Origin of the sequence: Brevibacillus composti (assembly GCF_016406105.1) — a bacterium.
Lineage (GTDB): Bacteria > Bacillota > Bacilli > Brevibacillales > Brevibacillaceae > Brevibacillus > Brevibacillus composti.
Window position 1 is genome coordinate 3,532,049 of sequence record NZ_CP066308.1, and the last position, 21,235, is coordinate 3,553,283.

A 21,235-nucleotide genomic window follows, 5' to 3' on the forward strand; every position below is an offset into this window, starting at 1 on the left:
ATTGCTTTACTTCATTCGACATCAGCCATCCGCCGACCTGCCGCTCCGCACAGGAGAATATGACCAGGCCCGAAGCGATTACAAGAACCATTCCACGTACCAACGAATGAGCCCGTCCCCCGCCACGTAGGCCAGAAAAGACCCCGCCGCGATAAACGGACCAAACGGAACCTGTGTCTTCCGGCCGGCACCGCGCAAAAGGATCAGGCCGATGCCGTAGATCGTTCCCAATAGCGCAGATAAGAAGATCGCCAGCACCAGCAAGCGAAGGCCGAGAAACAGGCCGACCACGGCAAACAGCTTGATGTCGCCGCCGCCCACACCGCCGCGGGAGAGCACCGTCAGCAGGAAAAACACCCCAAAGCCGACCGCCATGGCGAGCAGATGCAGCCCATACGGCTCTGCCGGATGGATCCACCAGCGCAGGAGGAGAAAGAGCCCCCATGCGGGCAGGGTAATCTTGTCCGGAATGAGCCGATAGGCGAGATCCGAGACGCTGATGATCGCCAGGACCGAGACAAACAGCAGGCCCGCCGCCGTCTCGCCGCTCCAGCCGTACACCTGATAGACGAGCGCAAAGGCCAAACCGGTCAATCCCTCAACGGCCGGGTAGAGCGGTGAAATTTTCGCGTGACAATGACGGCATGCGCCTTTGCTAAAGAGGTAGGAGAGCACCGGAATCAGGTCCGCCGGTCGCAATCTCGCGCCGCAGCTGCGACAGCGAGAGGGAGGCAGGACGATCGATTCCCCCTCTGGCACGCGCAGACCGACGACATTGAAGAAAGAACCGAAGATGAGACCGAATAGAAAAAAAATGAGGGTGAGCAACTGTTCCATGGCTTTTCTCCTCGTGGAGCTTTTGTGGTAGTCACGGCTTCCGCTTAGGGAAAAAACTTCCTGCATCGGAGAGGATGGAGGAAGTTTTTGGATCTTACATGGTTAGAGATTAAGAACCGGAGGCAGCCGGTTTGCCATCCAGGTACACTTTATCCCGATCCAACGCACTGACGTCTTCATTATCCACAAACGTATTTTTTCCGTCAGAAAGAGTTACCTTAATGACTTCTTTCTCGATTTTCGTGTCCTTCTCTTCTACCAACGTGATCGTAACTTCTGTATCCTCAGCGTCATAGAGACCATCCTGTCCGGGCACCTGGATATCGCCGATAAAGCCCTCTTCCTGCAATTTCTTCAGCGTGTAGCTCCCCGTCGCTTTCCCCTCGGAAATCGCCGCCATTCGCGCCGCGCTCGCCAGCATCTGCGCATTGGCAATATGAGCATCCTTCCGGCTATTCTCAATAATATTCCCCACGGAAGGAATCGCAATCGCTGCAATAATCCCTAAAATAACGACAACCGCCAGCAGCTCGACCAAGGTAAGGCCGCGCTGATCCTTCAAATAGCGTGTAAACATATGAATTCCTCCCCTACCATTCACGTATGGCAATCTAGGCAACTTTTCCAAAAATTTCAAACATCGGAATCATAATTGCGAGGACAATCGTGCCGACAATCGCGGCAAGCATCACGATCATGAGCGGCTCAATGAGCGTCTTGATCTTGTCAACGGCATTATCCACCTCCGCCTCGTAAAAGTCAGCGACCTTTTCCAGCATCTGATCCAGAGAGCCTGTCTCTTCTCCGATGGCGATCATCCGCGAGACGAGCGGCGGGATCACCCATGCCCGCTTGAGCGGCTCCGATAGCGGCTGCCCCTCGCGCAGGCTGGTTTTGGACTCATGCACGGCTTGGCTGATAATTTTGTTCCCGACGACGTCCTCCACGATCGTCAGTGCTTGCAGGATCGGCACCGAACTGGAAAATAATGTGCTCAGCGTGCGGCTCATGCGTGCGAGCGCACCCTTTTGCAACAATTTGCCAAATATCGGCATTTTTAGTTTAGCATAATCCGCCAAATAACGTCCATATGGAGTATTGACAATGAATTTACTAATGAAAATTAGGACGAAAATACTAATTAAATATAGATGCCAAGAACTAACGAGGCTCTGACTGGCGGTCATCACCATCCGCGTCATCGCGGGGAGCTCCGCATGAAAGCTGGCAAACATGGAGACAAAGGTGGGAACGATGTTCATCAAGAGGTACATCGTCACCGCCACCGACAAGATGCCGACGGTCAGCGGATACATGAGCGCCGACTTGATACGCTCCCGCGTGTAGTGCGACTTCTCGTAATACGCAGCCAGCCTGTCCAATACGATTTCCAGACTGCCCGACGCCTCTCCAGCGCGAATCATGCTGAGAAACATCGCCTCGAATACCTTGGGATGCTTGGAAAATGCCTCGGACAACTGGCCGCCTTTGCGAATGTCCGCCTCCACCTCCAGCAAAATCCTGCGCAATACCTTGCTTTCGCTCTGCTGGCTCAAGATATGAATCGAATCGACGATCCCGATGCCCGCTTTGATCAGGGTGGCGAGCTGACGCAGGAAGACGATAAAGTCCTGCGACTTGACCGGACGGCCGATATCGATTTCCTTTTGCAGGAGACTCTTGCTCTCCTGTTCGATCGCCAGGAGAGCCAGCCCCTGCCGTTTCAGCTCGACGATCGCCGCGGGCTTGCTTCCTGCCTCGACCTTGCCGCGCTTGCGCTTGCCGGCGCGATCCCTCGCTTCATAGATAAACGTCGGCATCTACTCCAGCGCCCTTTCATTCAAAAAATGCTGCGCGGACTCCGGCGTGATCTCGCCCTTCTCCAGCAATTCCTTCACGGAGGACTCCATGGTGTGCATGCCCAGTTCCCGTCCCGTCTGCATCAGGCTTTTGATCTGGTGGTTTTTTTCGATGCGGATCAGATTGGCGACGGCGTGGGTATGGACGAGAATTTCCGTCGCGACCGCACGTCCTCCCCCCACTTTGGGGAACAGCCGCTGCGAGACGATTCCGACCAGTACGGAGGCCAGTTGCATCCGGATCTGGGATTGCTTGTGCCCCGGAAAGACATCGATGATCCGGTCGATCGTCTTGGGCGCATCCGTCGTGTGCAGCGTAGCCAGCACCAGGTGACCGGTCTCAGCCGCCGTGACAGCCGTCTGGATCGTCTCCAGATCGCGCATCTCGCCGACCAGGATCACGTCCGGGTCCTGTCGCAGCGAAGCTCTGAGTCCGCTGGCAAAATCGCTCGTATCGAATCCGATCTCCCGCTGGTTTACGATGGAGAGCTGATGCTTGTGCAGGTACTCGATCGGATCCTCCAGCGTCACGATATGCTTGCGCATGTTCCGGTTGATGTAGTCGATCATTGCGGCCAGCGTCGTCGATTTGCCGCTGCCCGTGGGCCCGGTGACGAGGAGCAGCCCCTGCGGCTTATGGCAAAACTTGCGGATCACATCCGGCAGATTCAACTCTTCCAGCGAAGGGATGCCGGTCGGAATGACGCGGGCTACGATCCCGATGCAGCCCCGCTGGTGATAGGCGTTGATACGAAAGCGGGAGATTCCCGGCAGCCCGTAGGAGAAGTCGAGCTCCCCTTTTTCCAGGAAATGCGGAAACAGATGGGGCGGAATCAGCTCCTTGGCCATCTCTTCCGTATCTGCCGGCGCCAGCGGCGAAATATCCAGGCGGCGCAACTCTCCGTCGATGCGAAAGGCAGGCGGTGTTCCGACTGTCACATGCAAGTCCGACGCTTTTTTCTCGAAAGCGTACCGGAGCAGTTTTTTGATTTCCACACCAGCCATATGGGTTCACTCCTCGTACAAATATCCGGCCGGCTGCTATTCCGGCAGTGCAATCCGATAGATTTCCTCCAGGGTGGTAAAGCCCTGTCTCACTTTCAGCAGCGCGTCGTCGAACATCAGCACCATCCCGTTTTTCACCGCATGCTTCTTGTATTCGCCGGCAGGCAGCCGCTGGATCATCATCTGCCGCAGCGTATCGTCCATGCGAAAGCTCTCATGTACGGCCAATCTGCCGCGATAGCCCGTCATGCTGCAGCTGCCGCAGCCTGTGCCACGCCAGAGCGTCTCGACCGTCAGACCCCTCTGGGCAAAAAGCGCCTTTTCCTGTTCGGTGGCAGCTACTTCCTGTTTGCATTCTTTGCAGATGCGTCTGACCAGCCGCTGCGCCAGGACGCCGTTGAGCGACGAGGCCAGCAAAAACGGAGGGATGCCCATATCCAACAGGCGGGTGACGCTGCTGACGGCATCATTGGTATGCAGGGTGCTGAGCACCTGGTGCCCCGTCAGCGCCGCCCGGATCGCGATCTCCGCCGTATCCCGGTCCCGGATCTCCCCGACCATGATGATGTCGGGGTCTTGCCGCAGGATGGAACGGAGCACGGAGGCGAAGCTCATCCCGATACCGTCGTTTACCTGCACCTGGTTAATGCCCTCCAGCTGGTACTCGACCGGATCTTCTACCGTGATGATATTGACATCCTCTTGATTGAGGTGGTTCAGTGCGGCATACAGCGTCGTGGTCTTGCCGCTGCCCGTCGGACCGGTGACCAGCATGATCCCGTTCGGCCGGTTCACCAGATCGCGGAAATAGGCCAGATTCCGGTTCGTCAACCCCAGCTTGTCGATCTCGATCAGCGCGTTGGAGATATCGAGGAGGCGCATGACGATCTTTTCGCCGTAGATCGTGGGCAGCGTGGAGACGCGCACATCGATTTCCTTGTAGTCCACATGCATCTGGATGCGTCCGTCCTGAGGCGTCCGCCGCTCGGCGATGTTCAAGTTGGACATGATCTTGATCCGCGCCGTCAGGATGCCGATCATATGGCGCGGCAGCACCCGCTCCGTCCGCAGTACCCCGTCCACCCGGTAGCGGATGCGCACACCGTCCTCCTGCGGGTCGATGTGAATATCGCTGGCTCTAAGCTGGACAGCCTGCTCGAACATCTGGTTGACCAAGCGGACGATAGGCGAGTCTTCATCGACGATCCGGGACTCCTCGATCTCATCGATCTCCATCTTTTCCATCAGTTCTTTGACGGACCCTTGCATGCTGTACATCCGGGAAATCGCCCGATGCACTTCATCCCGGGTGGCGATGACCGGCTCGATGACAAAGCCGGTGCTCAGACGCAGCTCGTCAATGGCAAAGTAATCAAGCGGATCGACCATCGCCACAGTCAGCCGGTTTCCTTCCTTTTTGAGAGGAATCAGCGAGTAGCGCTTGGCTACCTCCTCGGTCACGATGCTGGACAGGGATGGATCCATTTTGAAGCGGTACAGGCTGACGTGCGGAATCCCCAGCTGAAACTCCAAAATCTCGATCAGCTGCTGCTCGGTGATATAGCCCTGCTGCAGGAGATGATCGCCCAGCTTCAGCTTCGATTTTTTCTGCTCGACCAGCGCTTCCTGCAGCTGCTCCTCACTGATCAAGCCGCTCTCGACAAGAATGTCGCCCAGTCGTTTTCTCCCCATACCCCTCACCTCACAGGCGCATCATGTAAAATAATCATGCCGTTATTCTTCTCGACCGATCCTTTCGATCCCCCGGCAGAGCCGGCAGACGTGCCGCCTAGTGCGGACGAGCTCCCGGCAGCCGCGCTGCTCGCGGGTGCGGGGCTGTCGGCAACGGCGGGTGCAGCCGGCTGTAGCGGGAGCGGGTCAATATCCGGCGGCTTCCCGTTATCCGGGAGGCGGTCCGCCGGGGTGTACTGCCCGCTGGTCGCCAGCCATTCCTCCTCTGCCTCTGTCGGCCAGTCCGCCACCGGCCTTCTCTCTCGCGCGGCGGCTCCCGCTCGCTCGGGACCGACCGCGATTACATGGGGGATCGGCAGATATACATTGTCCGCGACGGGCGCCTTTTTGTCCGCCTGAGGATAGTAGAGATATACTTTAACCCGAAAGCCCTTTTCGCCGACCCGCTCGATCCGCTCGGCATTGGCCGGGAGCGCAGGGTCTGCCCGCACGATCGTGTCCGGTGTGTAATACTCGCTGATCTCCGTGGTCAAAAGCGGCTTCTCCGCCGCAGGCGATGCGGGGCCGTAGAGAGCCACGCGCAGACTGCCCTGCTCGACCGCCGCATGGATGTAGACCGGTCTGTCCAGGCGGTTGGCAAAGCGCAGGTCAAATTCTTCGCCGTTTACAAAAGCCTCCATCCCCAGCTTCTGTACATCGACCGGCCGCTTGGCGCTGTGCCGCTCGATGATCTCCAGCCCGCTCATGACTGCGGTCTCGTAGAGTGCTGAGGCGACTTGAACAGCGCTGCCGCCCAGTCCGTCGGGGATTGCCTCCTGCTTTTTATCCGCAGAGGGGCGGTAGCCGTTTGCGGCGGTATAGGGACCTGTCAACTCGTTGAAGGAGAGGACCTGATTCGGCAGCAGAATCGTACCGTTGATCAGCTCAGCAGCCCTTTTCACATTCTCCAGCCTGTCGGGGACGGAAGCGGCCAGCTGCGCTCTCCATTGCGAGAGCAGCTCCGTGCTTTGCTCCAAGTCCTTCGAAACGATCGCGGGCACCTCTTTTTTCACCATCAGCGGGGTTTGCAAAGAGAAGCGCAGGGTCTCGAGCTCCGTCTCCACGGCCGCAATCGTCTCTTCTACATCCACCTGGTAGCCGATCCTCTCTGGAACCACCACCGCTCTCTCCTGCTCGATTCGCAGAGTGGCTGCCCGCGCCTCTTGCTCGACTTCGCGCGCAATGTCCGCGATCTGCCTTTTCAGTTCGTGGCGGTCATAGACGACCGACAGCGGGATGCGGGCTTCCCCTTCGTCACCCGTCAGTCGGTTTACGATACCTGCGATTCCCGCGGACCGTTCCGCCCTTTCCTTGACCCGCTCCATCGTCTGATCCAGTTCATAGCGGAGACCGAGCTTGTCTTTGTCCAGCGGATATGTCCGCTGGTCCAGCGTGAGCAGCAGCGGTGCGCGAGAGAGGTCATCCAGCTTCCGCTCCACGTCCGCCCGCGCCTCCGCCCATGTTCGTCCCTCCAGAGACAAGCCCGCCACCTGTATGGCAGGGAGCCTTCCTCCGGCGGCTGATCCGGACTGTTCCCACAAGCCGGAGGCGAGCAGGGAGACAGCCCCGAACACCAGGGTTTGGACCAAGAGGAGCGCAAAAACGCCACCGTACAATTGATATGATTGGATTCGCAACACGATCTCGCTCACTTCCGCTTTGATGTGGACTCCTCAAGCCCTCGGGCTGAGGCGCATGTTTGGATAGGTACGCTCTTCTCCCAGCGAAGGATCGTCTACCCGATCCAGTTCCTCTTCGAACCTGCTCAGCAAGAGGGCGCTATCCGCCGGGAGAGCCACCGGTACATCTTCTTCCGCTGCCGGCAGCGGATCATCGGAGAGATTCCATGGCAAGAGATCATCGTCGACCGCTTCCGGTCTCGCCGTATCCTGGCAGCCGGCCTCGATGGGCTCGTCCAGAAAGGAGGCATCGAGGCGTTCCGAATCCTCCCGCTCTCCCTCAGCGGCCGCTTCGGCAAACGCTTTTGCCAGCTCCCACTCTGCCAGAGCGATACCTTCCAAATCCGGCAAAAGGGCATCGTTTTCCGCCTGCACGCCTGCTCCGGTTTCCTCGCCACCCGTATGATCCTGTGCCACCGCGGCTGCGACTTCCTCCAGCGCTGCCCGCTGTTCCCGCTCCTCCCACACCAGGATGGCTTGGGGATGGGGAGAGTTTTGGGCTTGGGCTTGGACATCGGCTTGGACATCGGCTTGGACTCGGACATGGACTTGGATATCGTCTTGAACACGGTCTTGGACCCGCACTCCATCCGGGACACTGCCTTCTTCTGCTGGCGGCTGCGGCAGGGCAGCAGACAGAGCGGCATTCGCGGCTTCATCGGAATCGCGTGAACCGAAGAAAAAGTCTGAAGAGCGGGTTTTCTCCCGATCCGCTATGCCTTTGGCGATAAAATAAGCGAGCAGAAGTGTAATCAGGACGGTCAGGACAGCCGTTTCCAGCCTTCCGAGAAGAGTCAGTGAAAAGGGGAGAAGAGCGCCAAGGAGGACAGCTGCACCAAACCCAGCGTATCCGATCAGCCCGTGGCAAGCGCGCAAGCGGCGGAAAAGCAACAGGAAAAAGAGCAGGGTAAGCGACAGGTATACGATGTAGTACCCGGTAAAGCCTGATAGAATCATGTAATCACCTGTTTATAGCCAAATGGAGTCGTTCATAGTACATTGGAGGTAGAATATCATAGGACGTTCGTAGTATCCATGTATTTGCTCATACTTTATACGACATTTCTCTACTTATTTCCTTTGGGTTTTTGTCGAAATTTGTTGGATTTTTGCTGAATGTCACGGGATCTACATATTAGAATGCGTTTTCAGACTTGTAAGATGAGGGAGAACCGTATGAAAGGAGGAGCCGGCACATGTGGAATGACAGTCGAAACGAAAAAGGAATGACGCTGATCGAAGTTCTCGCCTCCATCGTGATTCTCTCGATCGCCTTGCTGATGCTGAGCAATCTGCTCGTCCGCAGCATGGAGCTGTCGGGAAAAGAGGACAGCAAGCTGGTCGCTATGAATCTGGCCAGACAGCTGGCCGAATCCTGGCGCTCCGGCAATGGCGACCTGACAGCCGCGACGCTGCCGGCCGACCTTTTGAGCCGCTATTCGACAGCCAAGCTGAACTTCCAACGTCTCGCCGAGTTGACCCAGGATCTGCATGACGAAGGGGTCAAAGAAGTCCGCTTACCCGCTGTCCAGGTAAACGGACGCACCTACCACCGGAGCGTCTCTCTCGCATTTCTGGAGGAGCCTCGCTACCAATTGGCCAGCCAATCAATGATCCTGATCACCGTACGGATCACCTCTCCCGAAGGGCAAGAGCTGGCTTTGCTGCAGGCTGCCGCAGCCCATCCCGGCAAAGGAGGCGCCGCTCCATGAAACGGACAAGCCTTTTTCCTCGGCTGCTCCGCGACCAGTCCGGGGTGACGCTGGTGGAAGTTCTCGCTGCCCTGTTTATTTTTCTGATTATCCTGATTCCGCTCACCTCGGTCTACGTCTCCGGCGTGCAGGTCTACAACCAGACGCGCGAACAGACAGCGCTGCGCAATGCAGCCGATTTTGCCATCGGCGAAGTGATGCGGACGGTCCAGGGAGCCAGTTACTTTGAGCTGGACCCCGTCGATGCGGAGGTGGAACCGGAAGCGGCTGAGGAGATGAAACTCTTGCTCCACATCTTGCGAACGAAAAAAGCGGGGGAATTGATCCCGGCGGCGGAGGCCGACAAGCTCATCCGCGAGCTGGAGGCGGGAGAGGATATCGGCCGTCTGCCCTTCTCTCCCGGCTTGGCGCTCTATACCAGTCAGACGGTATACGCGCCGCTGGATGAGGATGCCGCTTCTCCCGTCTCATCCGGAAGCGTGACAAAGTCGCTGCTCACGAGAAAGCTGTACCGCTTTGCGCCGGCCGATTCCGCCAATGAGCTGGTGCAGGCTTTTCGCATGGAGCCGGGCTACTTGATCCGCGGCCTTTTCTCCATCTCGGCTGACAACAAAACCATGTCCCTCTACCTCGTCGTCGCACCGGAAGGAGAAAAAATCGTGGACCGGGACGGACAGCAGATGCGCTTTTCCCATCTGGATGAGATACGGGCCGAGCTGGAGCGGATGGAGGCGCATCCGGAGCGGATCAGCAGCTATATACGCGTGGTGAAGACGGAGATCGCCGTTGCCAACCTGCAGAGGAGGGAGTAGATGAGCCGTCTTGCCAACCAATGAGGGAGCGCCCTGTTAATCGTCCTGTTCATCCTCCTGCTGTTTACCGTACTGGGCCTGTCGATCTTTGCCTACGTCGGCCAAAGCTCGCGCCAGCATGTTTTTACCGAGGACGAGATACAGGGGAAGATGCTGGCGGACATGGGCCTTGCCTATTTTCAAAAATATGCGGAGCACAACCTCGCCTACAGCCATTTGTCCGAAGCGATGAAGACGGGCAGCGGCGAGCAGAAGATCAAAGAAGTCCTGAACCGGGTCGCTGCCGAGATGACGGAGTCGAACGGACAAAAGGGACCGTATAAAAAAACCGATCTCCCCCCGCTTCCGGATGGCAGCGTGCAGGGATTCGCCATCGGCTACCAGGTCTTGGGGAGCGAGATCCGCCTGCGGGATAACCCCGGCCAGCCCTACGTGCTCAAGCTGCGCGTGTCCGTCGTCGGCATACCCGCTCGGGGCAGCGATGATCTTTCCGTAGTGAAAAGCCGGGTCCGCCTCGATTCGACGGTGTACATCAATACGATCGCGGCGCCGTTTCACTACGCCGTCAGCACGCCGGGACAGCTCCGTCTGTTCGGCGGCGCCAATCTGATCGGCCATGTGGCGGCTGATCATGTCGTGACCTCCACTGATTACCGCTACAGCACGGAGGATGATGATCCTGCCCAACCGCCGATTTGGCATGTCGGCACGGGGGATGATCAGAAAAACCGTCCCTATGTGGAAGGCATTCTCTCCCTCTCCCACCCCGCCAGCCAGGCTGATGGCCTGGTGAGCGGCCTGTACCGGCTTGCTCCCGGGGACCTGGACACCGTGACCCGCTCTGATTCGCGCATCTCGATCGAGGACGTCAAAGAACCGGTCATCATCCAGAGCCGAAAAGATCTGGCCTCGCTCTTTTCGCCCAAAACGCTGCCGGAAGGGAGCCAGGAAACGCTCCTGTCCGCTCCGCCGAAAAGACCGTACGAGCCGGGCTACGAACCGCCCATCGTGCAAAATACGCAGAACGCCGCAAACGGCTTGCGCTTTGCCGGCGGCCTCACCGCTTCGGAGTACATCTTCGAACAGATCGGACAGGGAAAAAAAGAGAGCTCTTCGACCGAGAGCGTCGCCTGGGATGAGTCGCTGCAGCTGGAGCCGCACACGGGGAGCCATTCCTATCTGAACGACGGCTTCCGGACGATCGGCAGCATCCCTGCGGGCACCGATTCCCTGGCCATCCTGGCGGAGGACGGCAGCGACATGTTGGGAGGTTCTTCCGCGACGGTCCTGACTGCCCGCCTGACGGGCGACCGGTTGGAACGGGCATCTGTTCGTCAGCTGTATATCGCGCCGCTCTCTTCCGATCAGGCCGCGATGACGACGGTGGAGATGGGCCGCCTGGGCTCCTTTATCCCGGACGCGGATGCCGAAGAGAGGTTGAGCGGCGAACCGTTTGCGTTTACGGGAACGATCTACGTCAAAGGCAATCTGGATATCGTGGGCGATATACGAATCAACGGGACCATCTTTGTGGATGGGGACGTCCTCATCCGGGAAATTGCCAATCTGGACGACAGAAATCTGGCGATCGTCGCGACAGGCACGATCAGCTTGACCTCCCGCTATACCCGGGAGACCGATCCCGCCTACCACAGCGCGGATTCCTGGGAGTCGCTTCCGCCGCTCTCCGCCTTTCTCTATTCGGAGAAATCGATGGAGATCTACTCGGTCGCTTCCTTTAACCGCATTCTGGGCGGCATCGCGACGGGGAGCGCAGACTCCTACATCGAACTGAACACCAAGCGCAACGAAGACGAGGGACTTGCCTCCCGCTTCGCCATCCAGTTCAACCGGCGGATTTTTGAAGCGGAGACACCCGGCCTGCCGTCCGCCGAAGAGATCTATCTCGATTTGTACGACCTGCAGTACAGTCCACATCCCGAAGAAGTGCGGATCCAGCCGTAATGCGCACCATGCAAAAAAAACCTGAAGCCCCGTGGCTCCAGGTTTTTTCCATCTTTGACCCTGTCAACGTCTCAGTTCAAATTCAGCTTGGCTTTCACCGTGACATTGGCTTCTTGTTTATACTCTTTTGTCCACAAAATCTCTCGGGTCAGCGTATGAAGCATCTCGACCTTGACGTAGATGGCCACCCTGTAGGTTTGGCTATGGCCCGACGTGGTTTTCAGGTTTTTGACCACCCTGTTTTGCAGCCCGCCTTTGATCGAAATTCCTTTTCCACGGGCCAACTCCGCCAGCAGGTCCGTATTTTTATCCGCTTCGGCAATGGCATAGCTGGCCTGGCTCAGCCGCAAGCCTTCGCTCCCGGCGAAGCTGTAGCCAAGCAATACCTGAACCGCCCGATTTTCCAGTATCTCGTGGCCGTTATCCACCCGGATAAACACATAGGGAGACAAATCCTCGGGGATTACCCCGCCGCCTCCGCCGCCATTTCCTTTGTCAGGAAGCAGCAGCAGCGTCTTGACCGTGGTCGCTCCCGGAGCCTCGATCCCTTCCACCGGGGTGACTGCCTTGACCGTGACCAGGGTATCCAACAGCTTGCCGGCCACCCCCCGGTCGAAGGCAATCACGAATTCTCCCTGCATCTGCTCTCCCTTTTTCCCGATGGAAAACGGAGTCCACTCGCCTCGCACCCCTGCTTTGTAATACCATTGGGTCGTCTCTTTGACCGTCTCGGGGACTGGCTTGACGACGACTTTCACGTATTCATCCAGACGTTCTCCCGGCTCCAGGGTGAAATCGGGAGGGAGCAGGGCGGGACCCAGCGTTACTTCACGGATGACGATCTCATTGGGGTCCGGGGAGCCATCCGGCTGAACGTAATCACGGTCCTGGTTAAAGTCCTGAAACATCCCGACAATCACGGCCGTATTGCCCAATGGCTCAAGCGGGACTCCTGTCGCGGTCCGCCCTTGGTTAAACGGAATCCAGGGGGAGGCGGGGCTGGCATCCAGCAGGGGAACATCCAGCAGATAGGCAAACGTCACGCTGTCCAGCACGGGCGTGGTCGGCATGGCGGTCAACGTCCCCGTCAGACCGGCGAGGGAGCCATCCCGCTCCAGCTTGGCCGCAAAGGCCGTGACTGGATTAAACAGCAATGTCCGGCGCAGCGGCTCAGCGGCGATTTGATCGCGGTTTTGGGCCTCGGCGACGATCTCGGCCGGATTGACTCGGAGGACCTCGCCGACCTCGCCGCTCTCCCCGATCCGGGCCGCTGCTACCTCGAAGGTATAGGAGACTTTTTGCCGTCCATCGCCCAAGGAGACCGGCGCTGACGGGACCAGCGCGCCCGCAGGAAGCTCCACGCCATCTATCTTGACGACGGGTTTGATCGGGTAGGCTTCCGCAAAATCCGTGACCTCCAAGGTCAGCGTCGCTTTTTCCGCATAGGGCTGGCTCCAGCCGTTATCGGCGTACAAGCTGAGCGTCGGCTTGCTGCTCACCCTAATCGTGCTCGTCGCGGAAAACTGGCCATCCGGCGTGCTGACCGTGATGATAGCGGTCCCCGGCTTTATCCCCGTCACGATGCCGTGGGAGGAGACCGCCGCCACGCTGCTGTCGCTGGACGTCCAGATGACGCTTTGATCCGCCTGGGCGGGAGTGATCTTTACTTTCAGCCCCACTGTTTGCCCGACTTGGATCGATGCCTGTTCCGGGGATACGCTGATTCCGACAACCGGCGGAATATTCGTCTCCACCTGCAGCGTCAAATGATTGAAGCTGCGGCTGTTCTCCCTGTCTCCCTCCCGGTAGCGAAGCGTCGAGTCGGACAGCAGATAGGTCCCGGTCTCGGCAGGCTTGACGACGATGCCGAATGCGAGCGGGTCCGCCTTGTACCAGTCGCCGCTTCGGGTGAAGGTGATATCGGGCAGATTCAGCGTCAGCACACCGTTTTCCAGCCGTCTGCTCCAGTTCTTGTCGATGCTCTCGATCGGCACCTCCGGCGGGAGGAGCTCGGTCAGCGTGAGATCGGTGATCGTAAACGAATGGGGCGGGAAGGACCCGTATCCTTTAAAATTGGCCAGGACCCTGCCGCCTGCTTCCGTGATGACAAAAGAAGCAAATGCGTTCACGGTGATGCTGTCGCGGCCTTTCAGGTTGGCGTCCAACTGGCTCTTGTCCACGAGCGGGATCGTAATCTCGGTGATCCCGGCTTTGATCAAGTTTTTCAGCCCATTTACAATATCGGTTACTTTGGCGCTCGGCTCCGTAATGATCGACTGGTTGATGGAGACCGGGCCGTCGTAGCCGGCGATCATCATCTCGTTGAAATTCTTTTTCCCTCTGCCTTCAGGCGCGAGACCGCCGTTGTTGTCGTTCCCTTTTCCGCTGCCCGCTACTTTGCCCAGCTCTGTCTCCATGTCGTAGACTCTGCCGTACTCAAAGGGCTGATTGATCAGATAGAACGGGCGGATTCCGCTTACCCGGTCTGCCGGTCTCCCCGTCAATCCCTCCGCATGGAAAGGAGCGGGGGATACCGTATAGCGGATCTCCGACGTCTCCCCGAGCTTGATCGTCGACTTCGTCAGGGAGCGGGACAGCTCCAGTGAAGTGAGCGGCGTATAGACCGTCACCTCATACGTCCGTTTGGTTTTGCCGTCCTGCGCGGTCACCGCGATCGCCAGCTTGGTCGCCCCGGGCTTGACGGCGATCTCCTTTGGCGTGCCGCTGGCGTGCGCCGCTCCGTTCACGGTCATGCTGGCTTTGCTGTCCTCCAGCGTCGGCGTGATTGCGATGTGCGAGACGGCGCTGTTCAGATGCACCTCGTAGCTTGCCGTTTCCCGATCAAAGCCAGGCTCGAGCGGGAGCAAGCTCTCCGCTTTTACGGTCAAATTCTGCAGGTAGGCATTGTTGTTCGGCTGCGGGCCCAGCTGGAAGTCGAGAGTGGCCGTGCTTCCCGCTTCGAAGTTTTCGATCAGCTTCAGCTCCGGCATGTAGCCTTCCTTGGCCGCTTCCACGGAGACGAGACCGGCGGGCACATCCTGCAACAGGTACTCGCCCTTTTCATTTGTCGTCGCATTTACGATGCCTCCCGCTGACACCTTGGCTCCAGCCAGCGGCTTCGGCGGCGCCGAGGAATCCGTGACCCGCCCTTTCACGGCGCCTGTCTGCTTGTACTCCCCGAGATTGATCAACAGCTTGACGAAATCGATCGCACCCCCGTCTCCATAGGGGTTTTTCGTCGATCGGTCATCCAGCGATATCGTGAGGCTGCCGTCCTGCAGCAAGGGGAGATATTCATCCGGAATTTGCACGCTGATCAGCTTTCCGATCGGTCCATGCTGATTCAGAGAGTTGATGATCTTTTCCAGAAAAGGCGCACGGACGCCGTTCAGCTCTGCCGTATACTTCACCCGGCCGGGAAATTTCTGCGGCTGGTAGTCGTTGATAAAGAGCTGGAGAATCGCCCCTTTGATTGGCGTGTTCTTCGTGTCGAAAGTGACGGTTACCGGCACGACGGGATTGGCGTTCTTTCTGTACGCATTCGAACGGGTATAGCCATCGGCGATCTTGTCCCTCTCGGCTTCGGACAGCCCCGACGAGAAGGCGGGATAGAGGAAAGAACTGATCACCATCAACTGGTCCGTCCCCCGGGGATCATCCGGCTCTCTCTGGATGACGGGGTAGGGCGCAGCCGTGCTTTTTCCCGAAAACGGATCGTAATTTTCCGGCCATCCTTTGCCAAAATTGTCGATATCCCCGACCCGCACCATCAGGTCCGCCTCGTCCGTATCGTATTTCACCGCATACGGCTTGGACCAGTCGCCATTCAGCGGGTCGTTTGCGCGGTCCACCGGCGTTCCCGCGGCCATCGCCGCATGGCTTGTCCCTTGATTCAAAAAGCCTGTCAGACAGATGATCACGGCCAAGCACAGCATCAGCAGGCGCCAGGTACTCCTTCTCTCCATGGGTCCACCTCTTTCCTCTCGTCACGTTCTGCTTCAGTCTTCGTCCTGAAACAATCTCTCGTTGCTTTTCTATGTTCCCTGTCTATACGAGCGCTCGACTCTCGCTATGGTTCATTCGAACCATTGCTGGCATATTTATCATGATTCCTAATAATGGTACTATTCTACCATGAAGAAAGACCGGTGAGGATAGTCGGTTTTGAAACATCTGTTACGGGAGGGGGGGTGCCGCCAACCGGGCTGGCACAAACTCACACTTGATTTCTATCGGAAAACTCATATACTTGAACCGTAACATAATTTCATAATCAATATCCTCATCTTGCACGATGAGGATAGAGGTCGCGGCTTTTATATGATTCGGGACGAGATTCAGAGAAGATCAATGACTCCACGAGGAGGGAAAAGCCGCCGAAGCCTGCTGTGTGTTCTCTGCCGCACAGGCTGGGGCTGTACCCGAAAGGGACAGAACTGTCACGTTTGCCCGCCTGGCAGACGTGTTGTGCTATCTTCCGTGAAGGCTTGGTGGGGATTGGAGCATACCGCCCTTATGCCGTTTTGGCTATGGTGGTATTTTTTATTTCCAGCCGTCCTTCCCAAAAAAACAGAAAGGTCGTGCATGTGCGTTATGTCTTCTTCGAATCAACTGCAACGCGGATTAAAAGCCCGCCACCTGACGATGATCGCGATCGGCGGATCGATTGGCACCGGGCTTTTTCTCGCCAGCGGCGGCTCGATCCATTCCGCGGGTCCGGGCGGCGCTCTGGCGGCATATATCGCCATCAGCTTGATGGTCTACTTCCTGATGACGAGCCTCGGCGAGATGGCGGCCTTCATGCCTGTCTCCGGTTCCTTCAGCACGTACGCGGCCAAGTTCGTCGACCCGTCTCTCGGCTTCGCGCTGGGCTGGAACTACTGGTACAACTGGGCGATTACGATCGCCGTCGAACTCTCGGCCGGTGCGCTGATCATGAAATACTGGTTTCCGGACACCCCTTCGATGCTCTGGAGCGCTCTGTTTCTCGTCTTGATGTTTGGCCTCAATATGTTATCCGTAAAGGGATATGGCGAGTCGGAATTCTGGTTTTCTCTGATCAAAGTAAGCACCGTCATCATTTTTATCGTCGTGGGCACCCTGATGATCTTTGGCATCATGGGCGGGGAAGCAGTCGGCTTCACCAACTTTACCAAGGGAGAGGCACCGTTTCACGGCGGTTTTATGGCTATCCTCGGCGTCTTCATGATCGCCGGCTTCTCCTTCCAGGGGACCGAGCTGGTCGGGATTGCGGCCGGAGAGAGCGAAGATCCGAAGCGGAATATCCCCAAAGCGGTCAAGCAGATTTTCTGGCGCATCCTGCTCTTCTATATTTTTGCGATTTTCGTCATCGGTCTCTTGATTCCGTACGACAATCCCAATCTGGTCAGCGGCGACATTGCCGATATCGCAATCAGCCCGTTTACGCTCGTCTTTGAAAAAGCCGGCTTTGCTTTTGCCGCCTCGGTCATGAACGCCGTCATCTTGACATCCGTTCTGTCCGCGGGCAACTCGGGCATGTACGCTTCCACCCGGATGCTGTACGTCCTGGCCAAAGAAGGCAAAGCGCCGAAGTTCTTCGCCAAGCTGAACAAGCGCGGCGTGCCGGTCAATGCGCTGCTTTTGACTGCCAGCATCGGGATGTTCGCCTTCCTGGCTTCCCTGTTCGGTGACGGCACGGTATATATCTGGCTGCTGAATGCGTCCGGCATGTCCGGCTTTATCGCCTGGCTGGGCATCGCGATCAGCCACTACCGCTTTCGGCGGGCCTATCTCGCGCAGGGCTTCCAGTTGAGCCAGCTTCCGTACCGCTCCAAATGGTTCCCGTATGGTCCGATCTTTGCATTTGTCGTCTGTCTCTTCGTCGTGCTCGGGCAAAACTACACCGCTTTTCTCGGCGAATCGATTGACTGGAACGGCGTTTTGGTCTCCTATATCGGCCTCCCGCTGTTCCTCGCGGTTTGGCTGGGGTACAAGTACACGAAAAAGACCAAGGTGATTCCGCTTAAAGAAGTGGACTTCTCTTACGAAAAATAGCAAACAGCCCGGAGTGTTGCTCCGGGCTGTTTTGCATGAGAAGACAGACGAACGGTTACGGCTCTCAGGCAAACAGGCTGATGAGGTTGCCGTCTGGGTCCTGGACGATCGCGTAGCGCTGCCCCCAAAAAGCATCCCATGGCTCGCGGTGTCCTGTGTAACCGCGCTCCGTTACTTTTTGGTACAGCTCGTCCACCTCTTCACGCCGCTCGCACAAAAACGCCAGCTCGATCCGATGGCCGACAGGCTCCTCCCAACCGCCATATACATCGATAATGGTTTCCTGCACGTCAAAGGCCAGCCGGAATCCGCTTTGGGCAACCTCGACGTGCTTCTCATTGTCGGCCTCCGCGGGGATGTCCAGCCCCAGCAGGCGGTAAAAATCCAGCGCCCTTTTCATGTCCTTCACCACAATCCCCACCATATCCAACCGAATGCTCATCCTTTTCATCCCCTTCTGGAAAATGACCTCTCTCTTTACATTACCCTTTACTTCTCTGTCAAAATAGGAAAAAACGGACGTCTTGCTTCTTCCTGCTGCGATCGTCGCCTTGCCTCGTCCATATTTGCTTCGGCAGCATCCCGTAATAACGCTTGAAGCTTTTTATGAAATGCGACTGATCGTAGTAGCCGTATTTCAGCGCCATATCCGTAAAGCTCGGCACGGCGCTGCTGTACAGTTCCTGCAGCATGCTTTGAAAGCGAATGATGCCGAGCATTTCCTTGGGGCTCACTCCCAGTTCCCGGTCGAACGTTCGCCGGACATGGCGTTCGCTGAAGCTGAGCTGATCGGCCAGATCGGATGTCGATAGAACCCCCTTGGAGGCGTACATCACCTGCAGGCTTGTCCGCACCAGAGGATGGGAGGAGGCAGCCTCAGCGTGCAACAATTGCTGCAGTTTCTTCTCAACGGTATGAATAACTGCTGTGACTGTCAGCGCAGCCAGGATTTCCTCGGCGAAATACAATCCCTCTGCCCCCCAGATCTCCTCGAGAAAAACATGGTGCCCGAGAAACGCGGAGACCGGAAATTTCAAAAAGGACTGCGCCGATTCCGTATAGAAACGGATCCCGAACAGAGACTGTGGTCCAGATAGGCTCAACACCTCAAATTGGGTCATTAACCCTGCGACAAAAGCAGACTTCCAACCGGAGGGAGACAGGCGGTCCACGATAATATCCACGCAGCCGTCGGGGATGATCCGATGCAATTGCCTCTCCGCCTCTGCATGATAGTCCAGCGTCCAGTAGCAAGCCACATGCGGCGCCAGTTTTTCACAGGGGGCGTATTCTTGGTAGCTGTATCCCGGACGCTGCATCTCTTTTTGCAATTTCGGCGATTGGATCGGCCGATAGTCACGCACCATACCCCTGCTTCCCCTCCCCGTCCGGAACACACCCGGCTATCGCTGCATGTCTCATTGGGTAGACAGTAACAAAAACAGCTGCCCGTGAGCAACCCAATTGTAAAAAAATAGCGGATTCTATGCAATTGATACATAGAATCCGCTATGGAAAATCGTCTGCCTGACGTATTTCATGCCGGAAGTCAGCTATTGTCTCTTATTGCTTCTGGACAAAACGCCCGATCCGCTCCAATGCTTTCTGCAGCTGGTCCAGCGAAGTGGCGTAGGAGCAGCGGATGTGGCCTTTGCCGCAGTCGCCGAACACATCGCCTGGGACGACGGCCACCTTTTCTTCCATTAATAGCCCTTCGGCAAACTGGGCGGCATCCAGTCCCGTCGAACGAATCGAAGGAAACGCGTAGAAGGCGCCCTCCGGCTCATGGCAAGCCAGACCGATTTCCTGAAAGCCCTGGACGACGAAGTTACGCCGCTGGCGGTAGCTTTCCACCATCCGCTCCATGTCCTCCTGCCCGTGGCGCAGCGCTTCCAGCGCGGCCATCTGGGCCATCACCGGAGCGCAGAGCATCGTGTACTGGTGGATCTTCAGCATGCCTGTCAAAAGATCGGGAGACGCGCAGACATACCCGAGCCGCCAGCCGGTCATCGCGAAGGCTTTGGAGAAGCCGGAGATCAGGATCGTCCGGTCTTTCATCCCCGGCAGCGCGGCGATGCTCTCATGCCGCCGCCCGTACGTGAGCTCGGCGTAGATCTCGTCGGAGATGACCAACAGGTCGTGCTTTTCGATCACGGGGAGCAGCCGCTTCCACTCTTCGGCCGTCATCGTGCTGCCGGTCGGATTGTTGGGATAGCAGAAGATAATGGCCTTGGTGCGCGGACTGATGTGCGCCTCCAGCTCTTCCGGCGTCAGCTTGAATTGCTGCTCGGCGTTCGTCCGCAGAAAGACCGGCACCCCGCCGGCGAGGCGAATCACCGGCTCATAGGAGACATAGCAGGGCTCGACGACCAGCACCTCGTCCCCTGGATCGACGATGGCACGCAGCGCGATGTCGATCGCTTCACTGGCTCCCACGGTGATCAGCATCTCTCTCTCCGGGTGGTAGGAGACGGCAAATCGCTCTTCCAGGTATTTGTGGATCTCTTTGCGCAGCTCCAGCATCCCCGCATTGGAGGTGTAGGCCGTATAGCCTCGCTCCAGCGAGGAGATGCAGGCCTCCCGGACGCGCCATGGGGTGACGAAATCCGGCTCCCCTACGCCGAGTGAAATCACACCCTCCATCGAGGCGGCCAGGTCAAAAAAGCGGCGGATTCCCGAAGGCTTCAGCGAAGCGACGGTTTGGGACAGACGATTGCGAACGGCCGTATTCTGACTCATGGGGTCACCACCATCCTGCGGTCTTCATCCCGGTCTTCAAACTGAATCCCGTCATGCTTGTATCGTTTCAAAATAAAATGCGTGGCGGTCGACACCACCGAATCGAGAGTGGCCAGCTTTTGCGAGACAAATGTCGCCACCTCCCGCATCGTTTTTCCTTCCAGCACCACGGACAGATCGTAGCTGACCCCGGACATCAGATAGACGGCCTGCACCTCTGGAAAGCGACAGATGCGGTCCGCTACCTCGTCGAAGCCTACATCCCGTTTCGGCGTCACCTTCACATCAATCATGGCTGTCACGTAGGGATGATCATCGACCAGCTCCCAGTTGATCAGCGCCGGATAATTGACGATCACTTTCTCTCGCTCCAGCGTGGCGATGGTTTCCTCTACCTCCGCCACCGGCACGGCCATCAGCCGGGCGATCTGTTCGGCAGTGCGGCGGCCGTCTTCCTCCAGCAGCCGCAGCAGTTCGAGCTGTCTTTCTCTGTTCATGTTTCTCCACTCCCATCTGGTTAACATCGGTACCCGCGCCCATGGCGACGGCAAGCGGCCTCTTGCCCCGGCAGCCCGCGCCATGCATACAAAAAACGCCCCAGCAACCGACCGGATTGATCCGGATTGTCGGTTGCTGAGGCGATCTGTTCGCGGTACCACTCAGCTTTCTGTTCTCCTCGCGAAAAACAGACTTATGAAGTCTTAGGCAAGACTTGCGACTGATAACGGAAGTCTGATCCGCTGCTTCCTACTCGAAGGTTCAGAAGCAGAGCTCCGAGGCGGCTTCAAAGAGAGTTGACGGCCGCCCTCACAGCATACAGGCAGGCTCTCTGGTCATCAGCGCCCTCTCTTACTATTCCT

General features: G+C 57.6%; 16 protein-coding genes, 1 riboswitch and 1 other annotated feature (1 of these 18 only partly in view). Of the genes, 4 read left to right on the plus strand and 12 right to left on the minus strand.

The window, feature by feature from the left end; translation table 11 throughout:
• Positions 1 to 78 precede the first annotated feature (78 nt).
• The 7 genes from JD108_RS17775 to JD108_RS17805 form a co-directional block, all read right to left on the minus strand.
• Positions 79 to 837, minus strand: a complete 759-nt coding sequence (locus JD108_RS17775; RefSeq protein WP_198827315.1) for a prepilin peptidase — start codon at positions 835 to 837, stop codon at positions 79 to 81.
• A 109-nt stretch (positions 838 to 946) separates the two neighbouring features.
• On the minus strand, positions 947 to 1,414 hold the full coding sequence (locus JD108_RS17780) for a prepilin-type N-terminal cleavage/methylation domain-containing protein (RefSeq protein ID WP_198827316.1): 468 nt from the start codon (positions 1,412 to 1,414) through the stop codon (positions 947 to 949).
• 34 nt (positions 1,415 to 1,448) lie between these two features.
• A complete protein-coding gene (locus JD108_RS17785; protein ID WP_198827317.1) occupies positions 1,449 to 2,657 on the minus strand; it encodes a type II secretion system F family protein in 1,209 nt (402 codons plus the stop codon).
• Positions 2,658 to 3,701 carry a type IV pilus twitching motility protein PilT gene (locus JD108_RS17790; protein ID WP_198827318.1) on the minus strand — a complete coding sequence of 348 codons (1,044 nt, stop codon included), beginning with the start codon at positions 3,699 to 3,701 and terminating at the stop codon, positions 2,658 to 2,660.
• Between the two features lie 36 nt (positions 3,702 to 3,737).
• On the minus strand, positions 3,738 to 5,393 hold the full coding sequence (locus JD108_RS17795) for a GspE/PulE family protein (RefSeq protein WP_198827319.1): 1,656 nt from the start codon (positions 5,391 to 5,393) through the stop codon (positions 3,738 to 3,740).
• Positions 5,394 to 5,398: 5 nt separating this feature from the next.
• The gene (locus tag JD108_RS17800) at positions 5,399 to 7,072 is read right to left on the minus strand and encodes a VanW family protein (protein ID WP_198827320.1); all 1,674 of its coding nucleotides are present in this window, start codon (positions 7,070 to 7,072) and stop codon (positions 5,399 to 5,401) included.
• 33 nt (positions 7,073 to 7,105) lie between these two features.
• Positions 7,106 to 8,068: a hypothetical protein gene (locus tag JD108_RS17805; protein ID WP_198827321.1), complete on the minus strand. Its 963-nt coding sequence runs from the start codon at positions 8,066 to 8,068 to the stop codon at positions 7,106 to 7,108.
• A gap of 239 nt (positions 8,069 to 8,307) precedes the next feature.
• Here JD108_RS17805 and JD108_RS17810 point away from each other — a divergent pair, with 239 nt between their 5' ends.
• The 3 genes from JD108_RS17810 to JD108_RS17820 all read left to right on the plus strand — a co-directional run bounded on the left by JD108_RS17810 (position 8,308) and on the right by JD108_RS17820 (position 11,600).
• Complete coding sequence (locus tag JD108_RS17810; protein ID WP_198827322.1) at positions 8,308 to 8,823, plus strand: type IV pilus modification PilV family protein; 516 nt, start codon at positions 8,308 to 8,310, stop codon at positions 8,821 to 8,823.
• Positions 8,820 to 9,635: a PilW family protein gene (locus JD108_RS17815; RefSeq protein WP_198827323.1), complete on the plus strand. Its 816-nt coding sequence runs from the start codon at positions 8,820 to 8,822 to the stop codon at positions 9,633 to 9,635. Before JD108_RS17810 ends, JD108_RS17815 begins: the two co-directional genes overlap by 4 nt.
• 150 nt (positions 9,636 to 9,785) lie before the next feature.
• Positions 9,786 to 11,600, plus strand: coding sequence for a hypothetical protein (locus tag JD108_RS17820; RefSeq protein ID WP_198827324.1), 1,815 nt, complete (start codon positions 9,786 to 9,788; stop codon positions 11,598 to 11,600).
• 71 nt (positions 11,601 to 11,671) lie between these two features.
• Here the strand turns inward: JD108_RS17820 and JD108_RS17825 are convergent, their stop codons facing one another.
• Positions 11,672 to 15,565: a cadherin-like beta sandwich domain-containing protein gene (locus JD108_RS17825; protein ID WP_198827325.1), complete on the minus strand. Its 3,894-nt coding sequence runs from the start codon at positions 15,563 to 15,565 to the stop codon at positions 11,672 to 11,674.
• Between the two features lie 328 nt (positions 15,566 to 15,893).
• Positions 15,894 to 16,081: riboswitch (Lysine riboswitch) on the plus strand.
• A 103-nt stretch (positions 16,082 to 16,184) separates the two neighbouring features.
• On the opposite strand from JD108_RS17825, the gene JD108_RS17830 reads away from it, so the two are divergent.
• The gene (locus JD108_RS17830) at positions 16,185 to 17,636 is read left to right on the plus strand and encodes an amino acid permease (protein ID WP_198827326.1); all 1,452 of its coding nucleotides are present in this window, start codon (positions 16,185 to 16,187) and stop codon (positions 17,634 to 17,636) included.
• 64 nt (positions 17,637 to 17,700) lie between these two features.
• Here JD108_RS17830 and JD108_RS17835 read toward each other — a convergent pair whose 3' ends face one another.
• The 4 genes from JD108_RS17835 to JD108_RS17850 all read right to left on the minus strand — a co-directional run bounded on the left by JD108_RS17835 (position 17,701) and on the right by JD108_RS17850 (position 20,872).
• Positions 17,701 to 18,078 (minus strand): VOC family protein, encoded by a 378-nt coding sequence (locus JD108_RS17835; protein WP_198827327.1) that lies wholly within the window; start codon positions 18,076 to 18,078, stop codon positions 17,701 to 17,703.
• Positions 18,079 to 18,136: 58 nt separating this feature from the next.
• Positions 18,137 to 19,003 carry a helix-turn-helix transcriptional regulator gene (locus JD108_RS17840; RefSeq protein ID WP_198827328.1) on the minus strand — a complete coding sequence of 289 codons (867 nt, stop codon included), beginning with the start codon at positions 19,001 to 19,003 and terminating at the stop codon, positions 18,137 to 18,139.
• A 196-nt stretch (positions 19,004 to 19,199) separates the two neighbouring features.
• On the minus strand, positions 19,200 to 20,375 hold the full coding sequence (locus JD108_RS17845) for an aminotransferase (RefSeq protein ID WP_198827329.1): 1,176 nt from the start codon (positions 20,373 to 20,375) through the stop codon (positions 19,200 to 19,202).
• On the minus strand, positions 20,372 to 20,872 hold the full coding sequence (locus tag JD108_RS17850; RefSeq protein ID WP_198827330.1) for an Lrp/AsnC family transcriptional regulator: 501 nt from the start codon (positions 20,870 to 20,872) through the stop codon (positions 20,372 to 20,374). Before JD108_RS17850 ends, JD108_RS17845 begins: the two co-directional genes overlap by 4 nt.
• Before the next feature lie 134 nt (positions 20,873 to 21,006).
• Positions 21,007 to 21,235 (minus strand) — a binding site (T-box leader); it runs 15 nt beyond the window's last position.

Coding starts and splice junctions, on each gene's coding strand:
- JD108_RS17775 (WP_198827315.1), bottom strand. CDS start 837: ATGGAACAGTTGCTCACCCTCATTTTTTTTCTATTCGGTCTCATCTTC.
- JD108_RS17780 (WP_198827316.1), bottom strand. CDS start 1,414: ATGTTTACACGCTATTTGAAGGATCAGCGCGGCCTTACCTTGGTCGAG.
- JD108_RS17785 (WP_198827317.1), bottom strand. CDS start 2,657: ATGCCGACGTTTATCTATGAAGCGAGGGATCGCGCCGGCAAGCGCAAG.
- JD108_RS17790 (WP_198827318.1), bottom strand. CDS start 3,701: ATGGCTGGTGTGGAAATCAAAAAACTGCTCCGGTACGCTTTCGAGAAA.
- JD108_RS17795 (WP_198827319.1), bottom strand. CDS start 5,393: ATGGGGAGAAAACGACTGGGCGACATTCTTGTCGAGAGCGGCTTGATC.
- JD108_RS17805 (WP_198827321.1), bottom strand. CDS start 8,068: ATGATTCTATCAGGCTTTACCGGGTACTACATCGTATACCTGTCGCTT.
- JD108_RS17810 (WP_198827322.1), top strand. CDS start 8,308: ATGTGGAATGACAGTCGAAACGAAAAAGGAATGACGCTGATCGAAGTT.
- JD108_RS17815 (WP_198827323.1), top strand. CDS start 8,820: ATGAAACGGACAAGCCTTTTTCCTCGGCTGCTCCGCGACCAGTCCGGG.
- JD108_RS17820 (WP_198827324.1), top strand. CDS start 9,786: ATGCTGGCGGACATGGGCCTTGCCTATTTTCAAAAATATGCGGAGCAC.
- JD108_RS17825 (WP_198827325.1), bottom strand. CDS start 15,565: ATGGAGAGAAGGAGTACCTGGCGCCTGCTGATGCTGTGCTTGGCCGTG.
- JD108_RS17830 (WP_198827326.1), top strand. CDS start 16,185: ATGTGCGTTATGTCTTCTTCGAATCAACTGCAACGCGGATTAAAAGCC.
- JD108_RS17835 (WP_198827327.1), bottom strand. CDS start 18,078: ATGAGCATTCGGTTGGATATGGTGGGGATTGTGGTGAAGGACATGAAA.
- JD108_RS17840 (WP_198827328.1), bottom strand. CDS start 19,003: ATGGTGCGTGACTATCGGCCGATCCAATCGCCGAAATTGCAAAAAGAG.
- JD108_RS17845 (WP_198827329.1), bottom strand. CDS start 20,375: ATGAGTCAGAATACGGCCGTTCGCAATCGTCTGTCCCAAACCGTCGCT.
- JD108_RS17850 (WP_198827330.1), bottom strand. CDS start 20,872: ATGAACAGAGAAAGACAGCTCGAACTGCTGCGGCTGCTGGAGGAAGAC.